The 12,785-nt window shown below is 64.1% G+C and carries 11 protein-coding genes, 1 pseudogene and 1 riboswitch; of the genes and pseudogenes, 5 read left to right on the top strand and 7 right to left on the bottom strand.

What is annotated here, in order from left to right:
• Positions 1-9: 9 nt before the first annotated feature.
• From A5785_RS07755 to A5785_RS07765, 3 genes are read left to right on the top strand one after another with little or no spacing between them, the layout of a single operon-like run.
• A complete protein-coding gene (locus A5785_RS07755) occupies positions 10-1,512 on the top strand; it encodes an APC family permease (protein WP_064865613.1) in 1,503 nt (500 codons plus the stop codon).
• Complete coding sequence (locus A5785_RS07760; RefSeq protein ID WP_064865615.1) at positions 1,509-2,297, top strand: aldolase; 789 nt, start codon at positions 1,509-1,511, stop codon at positions 2,295-2,297. Before A5785_RS07755 ends, A5785_RS07760 begins: the two co-directional genes overlap by 4 nt.
• A 32-nt stretch (positions 2,298-2,329) precedes the next feature.
• A complete protein-coding gene (locus tag A5785_RS07765) occupies positions 2,330-3,223 on the top strand; it encodes a dihydrodipicolinate synthase family protein (RefSeq protein WP_064865618.1) in 894 nt (297 codons plus the stop codon).
• Between the two features lie 22 nt (positions 3,224-3,245).
• On the opposite strand, the gene A5785_RS07770 is transcribed toward A5785_RS07765, so the two are convergent.
• Together A5785_RS07770 and metE are read right to left on the bottom strand one after the other, a co-directional pair.
• On the bottom strand, positions 3,246-3,878 hold the full coding sequence (locus A5785_RS07770) for a nucleoside/nucleotide kinase family protein (RefSeq protein WP_064865620.1): 633 nt from the start codon (positions 3,876-3,878) through the stop codon (positions 3,246-3,248).
• A gap of 108 nt (positions 3,879-3,986) precedes the next feature.
• The gene (gene metE, locus A5785_RS07775; protein ID WP_082946546.1) at positions 3,987-6,311 is read right to left on the bottom strand and encodes a 5-methyltetrahydropteroyltriglutamate--homocysteine S-methyltransferase; all 2,325 of its coding nucleotides are present in this window, start codon (positions 6,309-6,311) and stop codon (positions 3,987-3,989) included.
• A 142-nt stretch (positions 6,312-6,453) separates the two neighbouring features.
• Positions 6,454-6,644: riboswitch (cobalamin riboswitch) on the bottom strand.
• A 165-nt stretch (positions 6,645-6,809) separates the two neighbouring features.
• On the opposite strand from metE, the gene A5785_RS07780 reads away from it, so the two are divergent.
• Positions 6,810-7,673 carry an SDR family oxidoreductase gene (locus A5785_RS07780; RefSeq protein WP_064865623.1) on the top strand — a complete coding sequence of 288 codons (864 nt, stop codon included), beginning with the start codon at positions 6,810-6,812 and terminating at the stop codon, positions 7,671-7,673.
• 27 nt (positions 7,674-7,700) lie between these two features.
• Here A5785_RS07780 and uraH read toward each other — a convergent pair whose 3' ends face one another.
• The 3 genes and pseudogenes from uraH to A5785_RS07795 all read right to left on the bottom strand — a co-directional run bounded on the left by uraH (position 7,701) and on the right by A5785_RS07795 (position 10,552).
• Positions 7,701-8,027, bottom strand: a complete 327-nt coding sequence (gene uraH / locus A5785_RS07785; protein WP_005205826.1) for a hydroxyisourate hydrolase — start codon at positions 8,025-8,027, stop codon at positions 7,701-7,703.
• Between the two features lie 9 nt (positions 8,028-8,036).
• A complete protein-coding gene (gene uraD, locus A5785_RS07790) occupies positions 8,037-8,558 on the bottom strand; it encodes a 2-oxo-4-hydroxy-4-carboxy-5-ureidoimidazoline decarboxylase (RefSeq protein WP_005205825.1) in 522 nt (173 codons plus the stop codon).
• A gap of 9 nt (positions 8,559-8,567) precedes the next feature.
• Positions 8,568-10,552 (bottom strand): annotated as a pseudogene (locus A5785_RS07795) (solute carrier family 23 protein).
• Between the two features lie 175 nt (positions 10,553-10,727).
• Between A5785_RS07795 and A5785_RS07800 the strand changes: the two are divergent.
• Positions 10,728-11,324: a nucleotidyltransferase family protein gene (locus tag A5785_RS07800; protein ID WP_082946547.1), complete on the top strand. Its 597-nt coding sequence runs from the start codon at positions 10,728-10,730 to the stop codon at positions 11,322-11,324.
• Positions 11,325-11,343: 19 nt separating this feature from the next.
• Here A5785_RS07800 and A5785_RS07805 read toward each other — a convergent pair whose 3' ends face one another.
• Entirely contained in the window at positions 11,344-12,213 is an 870-nt protein-coding gene (locus tag A5785_RS07805) for a 3-hydroxyacyl-CoA dehydrogenase (protein ID WP_064861567.1), read from the bottom strand.
• A gap of 79 nt (positions 12,214-12,292) precedes the next feature.
• Positions 12,293-12,643 (bottom strand): hypothetical protein, encoded by a 351-nt coding sequence (locus tag A5785_RS07810; RefSeq protein WP_005205820.1) that lies wholly within the window; start codon positions 12,641-12,643, stop codon positions 12,293-12,295.
• Positions 12,644-12,785 lie beyond the last annotated feature (142 nt).

Raw genomic sequence — 12,785 nt, forward strand, 5'->3', positions numbered from 1 at the left:
AGGCTTCACATGTCGATCTCTTCATCCGAACCCTCGAGTGCGGCCGCCCAGGTCCGCTCGGGTGTGCTCGGTTTCCCTACTCTCGTGGCACAGTCCATCGCGTTGATCTCGCCCACCATGACAGCGGTTCTGATTGTGCCGCTGACGTTTTCGTATGCGGGTAACGGCACCTGGCTGTCGTACCTGTTCGCGACTCTCATGCTGGGTTTCGTCGTGATGAACCTGAAGGTCTTCTCTTCCCGGTCGGCATCGGCCGGTTCGATGTACGCCTATATCGGGCGCGGTCTCGGGGCCAAGAGCGGTGTCCTCGCGGGGTGGACATTGCTCTGGGCCTACGGATTCATTGCTATCGCCGGGCTCACCGGATTCTCGATATTCGTCAATCAGTTCCTCGACGCAATCGGCGTCGACCTCAATGTGCCCGCGATCGTGTGTTTCGCGGTGAGTGCACTCCTGTGTTGGTTCGTGGCATACAAGGACATTCGTGTGTCGTCGTTGCTGATGCTCGTGCTGGAGGGGCTGTCGATGTTCCTCATCGTCGCGCTGTGCGTCACGATGGTGGTCAGACACGGGTCGATCGTCGACACTCCGCAGCTCAGACTCGAGGGAGTCAGTGGCCATGGGTTGATGCTCGCCGTGGTGACCTGCATCTTCAGTCTCGTCGGGTTCGAAAGTGCAACAGCGCTCGGCGGTGAGGCTAAGAATCCACTGGTCAACATCCCCCGCGCGGTGCGCTGGAGCCTGATCATCACCGGCACGTTCTTCATCCTCGTCAGCTACGTCGAGGTGATGGGGGCGCGTGACCACGGGTTGTCGTTGGCGGATCTGAGCGCGCCGCTCGACAGTCTCGCCGACGCATACGGTGTGGGCTACCTGAAAGCCCCCATCTGCTTGGGTGCGATTCTGAGCTTCTTCTCGCTGACCTTGTCATGCGTCAATGCGGGCGCGCGCATCCTGATGCCCATGGCGCGTCACGGGATGTTCAGCGGACATGTCGGGAAAGTCCACGTGCACAACAGAACTCCGCACATCGCCGTGACGGCCTACGCGGCGATCATCTTCGCTGTCGTCGCCGTCCTGCTGATCTTCAACGATCCCCTGACCATCTTTGGTGACGCAGGCACGTTGGCAGCCTTCGGGTTCCTGCTTGTCTACTTCATGGTGTCGGTCGCGGCGCCAGCCTACCTTCGTGCCCGTGGCGAGTTGCGGCCCAAGAACATTGCGATCTGCGTCGCCGCGGTGGTCTGTCTTCTCGTGCCGACGATCGGGAGCTTCTACCCGGTGCCACCGGCGCCGGTGCGCTACTTTCCCTACGTGTTCGCGGCCTACATCGTTGTCGGACTCGTCTGGATGGGACTGGTGAGCCTTCGGAATCGGCACGTGCTCAGTGAGATCGAAGCCGACCTCGAGCGAAGTGTCGACATTGGCCACACCGCAGACATCGAAGTCGCGGCGGATACGTCGGACGCGCCGCAGGCGAGCTCGACGTCGATGAAAGGTGGTCAGGTATGAGCACGACGTTCGGTGAGTCGAAGTCAGAACTCATGACCCGCGCATCGCGAGAGATAGCGCGAAATTTCGCCGAATCGTCACTGACGACACGACAAAAGGTGGCGATCACGTGTCGCGCCCTGTTCGACGCCGGTCATGACTCGGGACTTGCGGGGCAGATCACGGCGCGGGCCGAGGAACCGCACACGTTCTACACGCAGCAGTTGGGTCTTGGGTTCGACGAGATCACCGAGGACAACCTCCTTCTCGTCGATGAAGACCTGGAGGTGCTCTCCGGCTCCGGAATGGCTAATCCTGCCAACAGATTTCACTCATGGATCTACCGTGCGCGTCCTGACGTCGCCTGCGTCGTACACACGCATCCCTTTCACGTGGCTGCGCTGTCGATGCTCGAGGTGCCGCTGGTGGTCTCGCAGATGGACATCGCGCCGCTCTATGACGACTGTGCCTTTCTGCCCGACTGGCCCGGAGTGCCCGTCGGCAATGAGGAGGGGGAGATCATCACCGCTGCCCTCGGCGACAAGAAGGCGGTGCTGTTGGCCCATCACGGACACGTGATCGCGGGCGCCAGCGTCGAAGAAGCGTGTTCGCTGGCGATGCTGATCGAGCGTGGCGCAAAGCTGCAGCTCGCTGCGATGGCTGCGGGTTCGATCGCGCCACTTCCCGAACGTTTGGCTCGTGAAGCCCACGACTGGACGCTCACGCCTGCGCGAAGTCGAGCGAACTTTTCCTACTACGCGCGCCGAACACTCGCGGCGCACCGCGATGTCCTTTCCGAATCCTGAACCACACCAATTTCCGAGGAGCCCGATCACACATGTCTGACAGCCCAAGAATTCACGGCATCATCGCCTATCCCGTCACGCCTTTTACCGCCGACGGCGACGTCGACACCGCGACACTTGCATCGCTGGTGGAGTCGCTCGTTGCCGCGGGAGTTCACGCTATCGCGCCACTCGGCAGTACCGGTGAGGCGGCCTATCTCTCGGACGCGGAGTACGACACGGTCGTCGACACCGTGACCCGTGCAGTCGCACAACGTGTTCCGGTGATCGTCGGAGCCTCGGAACTGACCACCGCCAACGCGATTCGACGAGCAGAGTACGCACAGCAGGCGGGCGCCGACGCCGTCATGGTCCTGCCCATTTCGTACTGGAAGCTCAGCGATCGGGAAATAGTCCGGCACTATTCGAGTATCGGGGCCGCGATCGATCTGCCGATCATGGCCTACAACAATCCCGCGACGAGCGGCGTCGATATGTCCCCGGAACTGCTCGTGTCGATGTTCACCGACATCGACAATGTCACGATGGTCAAGGAATCGACCGGTGACCTCTCCCGGATGCTTCGGATCAAGGAACTCACCGGGAGTGACCTGCCCTTCTACAACGGCAGCAACCCTTTGGTTCTCGACGCCCTCGAATCGGGAGCCACCGGCTGGTGCACCGCCGCCCCACATCTGCGAGCCCAGGAGTGCCTCGATCTCTACGCAGCCGTGGCTGACGGGAATCATGAACTGGCGGCGAAGATCTACGACGATCTCGCTCCGCTCCTGCGGTTCATCGTGGCCGGGGGATTGCCGACCACGGTCAAGGCGGGACTGCGGCTCCTGGGCGTCGACGCGGGGGTGCCACGGCCTCCGCTCCTGCCCCTCGATGCGCAGGGTGCTGCGGAGCTGTCGGCCATCCTCGGCCACGGCAGGTGCAGCTGACGTCGAAACCGAGCCTCGGCGGTCAGTCGATGGTGGTGGCGTCCAGCGCGGCGTCGGAGTATGCCCGGGTCGCCCTGATCTGGGCGGCGTTCGGGTCGTCGACGTTCCTGATCCACTCGAGCGCATCCTCGACGCTCCGGCCGGTGGCGACGTGTCTGGCCAGGAGACGTTCATGTCGGATTGCGTCGGGGAGGTCGACGAACCACATGCGGTCGATGAGTCGACGAACGGGCGCCCACGCGCCGTCGAATGCGAGGTAGTTGCCTTCGACGACAACGATTTTCGTCGTTGCGGGGATCAGTGCCGACGCGGCGATCGGCTCGCCGAGGTTGTGGTCGAAGTCGGGTGCGTAGACCTCGGTGTCCGGCGTGGCGGCCCTGCGGAGTGTCGCGACGAATCCGTCGACGTCGAAGGTGTCTTGCGCCCCACGTCGTTCGGTGCGGCGGAGGAGGTGCAGCATCGGTGTCGCGAGATGGAAACCATCCATCGGGAGATATCCGATGTGTGCGTCGCCGAGGCGGTCGGCGAGCTCGAGAGTCGCCCGACGTGCGACCGTCGTCTTGCCCGCCCCCGGTGGCCCGGTGAATCCGACGACCACTCGGGAGCGGGTGTCCGCGAGGTCGATGATCTCTGCGACCAGCGCCTCGATGATCATGACTGAAACGATACGAGACAATCGACGGGGAATCGACGAGATGGAGTCATCCCGCCGATTCCCTGGTCGTCAGCGCTCTACGTCATTCCTCGACGTCAATCCCCGACGTCAGCGTTCGACGTCGGCACGCACGGTCGTCGCGGCGGCGACGAGGTTGCTCAGCGACGCGATCACCTCGCCCGGTGTGCGGGTCTTGAGTCCACAGTCGGGGTTGACCCAGAGTCGTTGCGGGCCAACCACCTTCAACGCTGCGCGCAGTGACCGTTCGATCTCCGCAGTGCCCGGTACCCGTGGCGAGTGGATGTCGTAGACGCCGGGTCCAACGCCGTTCGAGAACCCGACGGCGTTGAGGTCGTCGAGGATCTCCATCGCGGAGCGGGCGGCCTCGATCGACGTGACGTCGGCGTCGAGGTCGGCGATCGCACCGATGACCTCGCCGAACTCCGAGTAGCATAGGTGGGTGTGGATCTGCGACGAGTCGGCGACACCCGAGGTGGAGAGCCGGAACGCGCGCACCGCCCAGTCGAGGTAGCGCTGCTTGTCGGCATCACGTAGCGGAAGTAGCTCGCGCAGGGCCGGCTCATCGACCTGGATGATGGTGATCCCGGCCTCCTCGAGATCGACGGTCTCGTCGCGGATGGCCAATGCGATCTGATTGGCTGACTCCGCGAGCGGCTGGTCGTCACGGACGAACGACCACGCGAGGATCGTGACCGGACCGGTCAGCATTCCCTTCACCGGTTTGTTCGTCAGCGACTGCGCGTAGGTGATCCAGTCGACGGTCATCGGATGCGCGCGCACGACGTCGCCGTACAGGATCGGCGGCCGCACGCACCGGGTTCCGTACGACTGGACCCACCCGTTGGCCGTGGCGAAGAAGCCGTCGAGCTGTTCGGCGAAGTACTGGACCATGTCGTTGCGCTCGGGCTCCCCGTGCACGAGTACGTCGAGTCCGATTTTCTCTTGCAGCGCAACCACATCGGCGATCTCGGCACGCATCCGCCGCTGGTACTCGGCCTCGTCGATCTCACCCGAACGCAGCGCGGCACGGGCGAGACGGATCGCCGAGGTCTGCGGGTAGGAGCCGATCGTGGTGGTCGGCAGCGGAGGAAGGTCGAGCTGCGAGTTCTGTGCGGCGATGCGCTCCGCCGCGGGCATCCGTGTGATGTCGGTGTCGGTGACCGCCGCCAGGCGAGCACGCACCGCCGGGACGTGGACACGCGGATCACTTGCACGCGTGGCCAGCGCCGCGGCGGATGCCTCGAAGGCCTCCCGCTCCGACTCACGACCGTTGCGCAGTGCGCGGGCGAGCACCCCGACCTCGTCGTACTTCTGCGCGGCGAATGACAGCCATCCTCGTAGGTTGTCGTCGAGTTCGTCCTCGGCATCGAGTGTGTAGGGCACGTGCAGCGTCGAGCACGACGTCGAAACAGTAAGCGCGCGTGCCGATCCCAACAGGGTGCCGAGGGTTGCGAGCGCCTTGTCGAGATCGGTGCGCCAGATGTTGCGACCGTCGACGACACCTGCGACGAGAAGCTTGTCGGCGAGTTCTGGGACCACGACGACCGAGTCGACCGAGCCCTCGACGAGGTCGATACCGATGGCGTCGACGGGCGTGCGTGCCAGGGCAGCGAGAGACGCGCCGGGGTCACCGAAGTAGGTGTTGACGAAGAGCGCCGGGCGGTCGGTGACGGCACCGAGCCTCGAGTACACCGAATTGGCCAGTGCGGGAAGGTCTTCGGCGTAATCGGTGACCAGCACGGGCTCGTCGATCTGGACCCACGCGACTCCGGCCTTGGCGAGTTGCGCGAGCAACTGCTCATACACCCCGAGTAGGTCGTCGATCCTCGTCAGTGGCGACGGAGAATCGTCGCTGGCCTTGGCGAGTGCCAGGAAGGTGATCGGTCCGATGATGACCGGTCGGGCTTCGACGCCGTGTGCGTGTGCTTCGGCGATCTCGCCGAGAACCTTCTCGGGGCGCAATCCGAACGTGGTGTCGGCGCCGATCTCGGGGACCAGATAGTGGTAGTTGGTGTCGAACCACTTGGTCATCTCCAGCGGAGCGATGTCCGCGGTGCCACGTGCCGCGGTGAAGTATCGGTCGAGCGGATCTGCGATGTCGTCGAACCGCTGGGGGAGTGCACCGAGAAGGACTGCGGTGTCGAGTATCTGGTCGTAGTAGGAGAAGGTGTTGACCGGTATCGAGTCGAAACCGACTGCGGCCAACTGTTCGACGGTGTCGCGTCGCAGTCCGGCTGCGATCTGGTCGAGCTCGGCAGCGCTGACGCTGCCCGCCCAGTAGCCTTCGATTGCCCGCTTGAGTTCGCGGCGCGGGCCGATCCGCGGCGTGCCGGGCACGGTGGCGGTGAACGGCTTGCCAACCGAGTTCGACGCCATCTCGGCGACGGTGGTGTGTGCTGAATTGATGGACATGAGTTCGTGAACTCCTGCATTCGACGTGGACGGTTCACCGCCATGCAGGGAGAGTCGACGAGCCCCGGGTGGTGTGCAGAAGACACCACGACACGCTGATCGACCTGCGCCCGGTCCACGAGGCGGCGAGCCACCGGTCGCGGCGCGACCGGTACAGGAGGCAGGTCTTCGGACTCGTCGGCGGGCTCACATGAGGCGAGATTCCTAGTGGCCGTCGCTTCCCGGGCTTTCGCCCAGTGCGTGGTGACGGCGGTCGTTCCGACATACCGCTGCGGGACAGTTCCGGATTCTCACCGGATTCCCTCTCATCCGACCCCCGGTGACGGTGGTCGGATTCGACGCCGCGCGCGGGACGGAGGGGCTCCATCACAATTCCCGGCGGGCGAACCAGCTGCCGTTGCAGCATAGCGCAGCCGTTTCGTCGTCATCCTGACCGTTGTGACCTAGTAGACGACCATCGCCATGAATCCGCGAACCCAACGGTTCCGAACCAGATAGGTGACTGAACAAACGAACACGACGTATCTCATCACCGGTGCAGGCAGCGGCTTCGGTAAGGAGGTCGCACTGCGCCTCGCCGAGCGAGGCCACGACGTCATCGCAGGCGTCGAGATCATCGCGCAGGTCAACGTCCTGCGCGCCGAGGCGAAGGAACGCGGCGTCGACCTCCGCGTGGAGAAGCTCGACGTCACCGACGAAGGAGATCGGGACAAGGCCGCACAGTGGGACGTCGACGTCCTGCTGAACAACGCGGGCATCTCCGAGGGCGGGTCGTCGGTGGACATTCCCGCCGCGAACATCAGGAGGCAGTTCGAGGTCAACGTCTTCGGGCCGATCCTGCTGACCCAGCCGATCGCGAAGGCCATGGTGGCCAAGGGTGGCGGCAAGATCGTGTTCATGTCCTCGGTCGCGGGCCTCACCGTCGATCCGTTCACCGGCGCCTACGCCGGGTCGAAGCACGCCGTCGAGCCGTTCGCCGACGCGCTCGATCAAGAGCTCAGCGAGTACGGAATCACGGTGGCGACGATCAACCCCGGACCATTCCTGACCGGCTTCAACGACACGATGTTCGAGGCATGGAAGTCGTGGGAAGACGATCCGTCGACTCGACTCTTCGACTATGAGAAGCTCTCGTTTCCGCATGAGCAGTTCGACCCGGAAGAAGTCATCGAGGTCACCCTCGACGTGCTCACCGGTACCGACACCGACTACCGACACGTGCTGCCCGCCCACACGGTTGACGACATCAAGTCGCAGGTGTCGGCGTTGTGGGACCGCACGCTCAACGACGGCAAGCGTCCCGACCTGGTCCAGACCGCCTACGACATCTCGCCCTACACTCCGGTCAGCGGAGACGCGTGAGCCGCCCGAGCATCCGAGCGCGCGGCCTCAGCTCCCGCGATATGTCGAATACGAGTACGGGCTCAGCAGCACCGGTACGTGATAGTGCCGGTTCGGGTCGTCGACGGTGAAGCAGATGTCGATCTGCGGGTAGAAGCCGACAATTCCGTTGGCGCCGAACCAATCCGCCGTCGCGAACACGAGGTGGTAGGTGCCCGGGGCGAGCGGGTCGACGTTGACCTGTGAGATGCGGCCGTCGCTGTCGGTGGTGCCGGATGCCAGTTGTTCGCCGTCGACGTCGCGCAGCGCGATGGACATGCCGACGGCCGGCGCACCGGTGACGGCGTCGAGGACATGGGTGGACAGACCGGTCATGAGGTCAGCCTAGTCGTCGACGAATTCGATAGCAGGCGTCAACATCCGTTGCAGCCGACTGCGATTGATCTTCGCGAGCTCCATGCGCAGGACGCGCCGTTCGGTCGGCGCGTCGTTGCGTATGCGCTCCTTGAGGATTGCGAGTAGCTCCTCCGCGGGGCGTCCGTTGGCGAACACGAGGTAGACGTGTCCGAACTTCTCGTCGTACTCCTTGTTGAGCTGCTTGAGCTCGGCGAGCACCTCGGGGTCGGCGCCTGCGACCCCGGACTGTTCCCTGCTCGACGAGGCGTTGTCGGGGCGGTCGCCGATGCGGGGGTGCCCGGACAGCGCCTCGTCGAGGTCGGATTCGGTCAGTTCGGCGAGTATCAGATCGGCGTACTCCAACAGCGCGTCGTCGTCGACGAACGGGCGCGCCTTGGCGACGCGCAACGCCCAGATCGACGAGCTACAGCACTCATAAAGGGTGCCGATCGCTTGTCGCTCGGACAGCTCGTTGAAACTGGGCAGACCTCGCCAATCGACTCGTCGCACGCGGTCAGCCTACGAGAGCTCTGGCTGCCGGCTGAATCGAGCCGACGTCAGCGGGTTGGCGTCGGCCACCAGATCGTCGAACCGGTGGTTGGCGATCTTCGCGATCTCGATGAGCGCGAACGACTTCTCCGAGGTCTCGGAGTTGTCCATCCGAGCCCAGCCGTTGCGCAGCACGCGGTCGTAACGCTCGGCCTCCTGTGCGTCGATGACGAGCGGGAACCCGAAGTGCTCCTTGTACGCCTTCGCGAGCTCGACGACGTTCTCGTGCTCGGTCTCCTCCAGATGCGACAGCCCCTTGTGATCGACGGCGGTCAACTCTCCGACCTCGTCTTCGGCTCCGAGATCGGGGAAGGCCTGAATGAGCTGGAGTTGCTCTTCATCGCTGCCGGTCAGCATGGCCTCCTGGAAGGCGCTGCGCAGATCGTGAACGTCCTCGAACGGACGCTGCTCGTAGGCGCGTTCGACCACCCAGTCGACGTTCTGCACAAGGCCGCCGAACGTCTCGTTGAACTCGACGAAGCTCATCTTGTTCACCGCGTCGAGTGTGATCGCCCCGCGGCCCGCGACCGCTGGGCCGCGTCGTCCGATGTGGAAGAACAAGAGGTTCAACAGAACTGCGGTGATCGCGCCCATGGTGATGCCCGTTGAGAACGGGATCTGCAAGATCATGTTGGGCATCGATTGGTCGACGCCGGGCAGCGCGGGTACATCGACGTGTGCGCCGCCCTTCTCGATGACGGTGGTCGGGGTCGACGACTGCGAGAACTGCACGTAGAGCGCGACTGCCAGCGAGGTCGCCGCGATGATGAGGTTGCGGTGATCGGTGAAGTCGACCGACGTGAGCGTCTGGATTCCCACGATGGCCACGGTCGCGAACATTATGAGCGCGGCGCCACCGAGGACCGGAGCCGGAATCGACTCGACGATCTTCGCGAGCTTGGGCAGGCAGCCCAGGATGATCATGATGACGCCTGCACACGCGACAACCCAGCGGCTCTTGACTCCGGTCAGGCGCACCAGGCCGACGTTCTCGGAGAACGCCGTGTAGGGGAACGAGTTGAAGATGCCGCCGAAGATTGTGGCGACGCCGTCGGCACGAACACCAGCTGCGACGTCTTCCTTCTTGATGCGTTTGCCGACGATCTCGCCCGTGGCGAAGATCGATCCGGTCGATTCCACGGCGACCACCATCAGCACGACGATCATCGACACGATGGCCACGAGATCCCACCTCGGCGCGCCGAAGGCGAACGGCGGCGTGAAGCCGAGCCATGCTGCCTCGCCGACCGAACTGAACGTGGCGTCGCCGCAGAGCCAGGCGACGAAGGTGCCGACGACCAAACCGAGGAGCACCGCGATCGTGGCCATGAAACCGCGGAAGAAGCGCTGCATCAACACGATCAGCAGAATGGTGCCGAGCGTGTAGCAGACCCACTTCCAGTTGGCGTTGTCGTGCAGATGCTCGGCCGGGTTGGTCACCGCGTCACCGGCACCGACAGGGATCAGGCACACGCCGATGATCGTGATCAGGGTGCCGGTGACCACCGGTGGTAGGAAGCGGATCAGCTTCGCGAAGAACGGGCGATGAGGAAGGTGAACACACCGGCCGCGATCACCGCGCCGTAGACGGTCTGCAGACCGACGCGACCGCCGCCGTGTTGATTGGCGATTTGGATGACCGGGGCGAGCGTGGCGAACGTGATGCCCTGGAGCAGCGGCAGACGCACGCCGATCTTCCAGATACCGACCGACTGCAGCAGCGATGCGATGCCGCAGGTGAAGAGGTCGGCCGTGATGAGCATCGTCAGTGCGTCGGAGTCGAGTTTGATCGCGCGGGCGATCAGCAGCGGCACGAGGACCGCACCCGCATAGAACGCGACGACATGCTGTGCACCGAGCGCGACGATTTTGCCGGGAGGCGGCACCTGATCGACGGGGTGTACGCGCTTGCGCTTCTTCGCCGGCGGGGACGCCGGCGTCGCCTCGGTTGTCATGATCGCCTCCAACGGATGGTGGTGTTCCGAGCACACGAATATGGCGCCGATGCGCGAACGGATGCGCGTCAGCAGATAGATAGTGGACCCGCGCGCGACTTTGCGCGCAACGGAAAGTGCACGTTTCCGCGACGTTAAAACGGAGATCTCGGACACGCGACTACGATCGGCTTCCGTGAACATCGCACGCCTCGACGACACGGGCCGTTCCGATGGTGTCGGCAGCGACCCGGTGGTTGGCGTGGTACTCGCCGCGGGCGCGGGGCGTCGTTATGGCATGCCGAAAATACTTGCAGCGCAAGGGGATTGGCTCAACACGGCGGTGTCGGCGCTGGCCGACGGCGGGTGCGACGACGTGGCCGTGACGATGGGCGCGGCGGTGGTGGAGGCCCCCGACGGTGCTGCGACGATCAACGTCGGCAACTGGGCCGACGGACTGTCGGCGAGCGTGCGTGCAGCACTCGGGTGGGCGCACGCGAGGGAAAACGTCGCCGGCGTGGTTTTACATGTTGTTGACATGCCGGACGTCGGCGCCGAGGTGGTTGCGAGGGTGTGCAGGCAGGCGGGGCGTCGACGAGATGCCGTGGTACGCGCGAGGTATAGGGGCGTCCCTGGACATCCGGTCTATCTCGGAGCCGACCACCTTGCGGGAGTGCTTGATTCGTTGAACGGCGATGTCGGCGCCGCGGCATATCTGCGCGCGCACGCCGACATCGTCGAGACCATTGATTGTGCCGACCTGGCGTCGGGACGCGACATCGACGAGCCGTAGCGCCAAGCGGTCACCGATCTCAGGCAGGCTGCTCCTGCTTGGGGTAGGTGTAGAACCCCTCGCCGCTGGCCATGCCGAGCTTGCCCTTGTCGATGTAATTCTGCTTGAGCCACGCGCCGAGGTGGCGGTTGCCCTGATCGCCGTTCATCAGGATGTTGTACGGCGTCATCAGTCCGACGACGTCGTAGATCTGGAACGGTCCCAGCGGCGATCCGGTGGCGATGCGCCAGGTCTTGTCCACATCCTGCGGATCGGCGTAGCCGCCTGCGGCGAGTTCGAGGGCCGCGTTGAGGAACGGGATCAGCAGCGAATTGAGAACGTAGCCCGCCTTCTCCTTGTGGATCTGGATGGGCACCATGCCGATCTCGTCGGCGAACTTCACCACCTTGTCGTAGACCGCGGGGTCGGTGTCCTTGGTGCCCATGATCTCGGCGGTGTTGAACTGCCAGACCCGGTTGGCGAAGTGCAGTGCGAGGAACTTGTCCGGGCGTCCCGTCGACGATTCGAGGTCGCTCGGAAGCAGCGACGACGAGTTGGTCGCGAAGACTGTGTCCTTCGGCGCGAGTTCGTTGAGCTTGCGGTAGGTGTCCTGCTTGAGTTCGAGGATTTCGGGTACCGCTTCGATGATCAGTTGGGACTGAGCGGCTTTCGCGAGATCGTCGGTGAGGGTGATGCGCTTGCGCGCCTCCTCCGCTGCGCCGTCGGCGGCGCCGGGCACCTCACGCTTGTAGGTCTCGACGAGTTCGTCGTATCGCTTCGACGCCGCGTCGAGAGCCTTCTGATTGATGTCGTAGGACGTGACGTCGATTCCCTTGTACGCGGTCTGGAATGCGATCTGAGATCCGAGTACGCCCGCACCGAGCACCGTGACTGTGGAAAACTCTGCCATCGTGAACCATCTCCTGTAGGTCGTTACTTCCCTACAACTCAACCTACTCGCGCGCGTACTGACGAAGAGTTGATGCTCGTCACGTCTGTTGGTCGGACACCGTGACGCCGAGTGCTCCCGTGGCGAATCGGGCAACCACCGGATACGCGGCAGCGAGCGCGTCGTCGTATCCGTCACGGGCATCTCCGACGACCCGCGCGCGATCGTCGTCGAGCACTACCGACACTGTCGCCACGAGTTCGCCCGTCGTCGGCTCACAGACCGCCCAGGTGAACGACGACTCGTCGGCCCAACCCGAATCTACTTGCCGCACATAGGCTTCGGGATCGTCGACGCCCAGGTCGCGTAGTGCCGCGGCGTCGGAGATCCGCTCGTCGTCGCGGACTCCGCGCAGGTACCAGGCGCCCGCGTTGATCTCGATCGGTTCCATCGGACCTCCTCGAAACGCAGTCGGGCCCGACCATGCGGTCCTGTCTCTTATACACATCTCCGAGCCCACGAGACTAGCGCTCATCTCGTATTGACTCGTCTGGTTGTAAAAAAAAAAAGGGGGGGGGGGGGGGGGGGGGGGG

The sequence above is a fragment of the Gordonia sp. 852002-50395_SCH5434458 genome, from assembly GCF_001665905.1.
Classification (GTDB): domain Bacteria; phylum Actinomycetota; class Actinomycetes; order Mycobacteriales; family Mycobacteriaceae; genus Gordonia; species Gordonia jacobaea.

Bases quoted from the DNA above. Each gene is read 5' to 3' on its own strand.
- A5785_RS07755 (WP_064865613.1), top strand. From the start codon at position 10: ATGTCGATCTCTTCATCCGAACCCTCGAGTGCGGCCGCCCAGGTCCGC.
- A5785_RS07760 (WP_064865615.1), top strand. From the start codon at position 1,509: ATGAGCACGACGTTCGGTGAGTCGAAGTCAGAACTCATGACCCGCGCA.
- A5785_RS07765 (WP_064865618.1), top strand. From the start codon at position 2,330: ATGTCTGACAGCCCAAGAATTCACGGCATCATCGCCTATCCCGTCACG.
- A5785_RS07770 (WP_064865620.1), bottom strand. From the start codon at position 3,878: ATGATCATCGAGGCGCTGGTCGCAGAGATCATCGACCTCGCGGACACC.
- metE (WP_082946546.1), bottom strand. From the start codon at position 6,311: ATGTCCATCAATTCAGCACACACCACCGTCGCCGAGATGGCGTCGAAC.
- uraH (WP_005205826.1), bottom strand. From the start codon at position 8,027: ATGACCGGTCTGTCCACCCATGTCCTCGACGCCGTCACCGGTGCGCCG.
- A5785_RS07805 (WP_064861567.1), bottom strand. From the start codon at position 12,213: ATGGCAGAGTTTTCCACAGTCACGGTGCTCGGTGCGGGCGTACTCGGA.
- A5785_RS07810 (WP_005205820.1), bottom strand. From the start codon at position 12,643: ATGGAACCGATCGAGATCAACGCGGGCGCCTGGTACCTGCGCGGAGTC.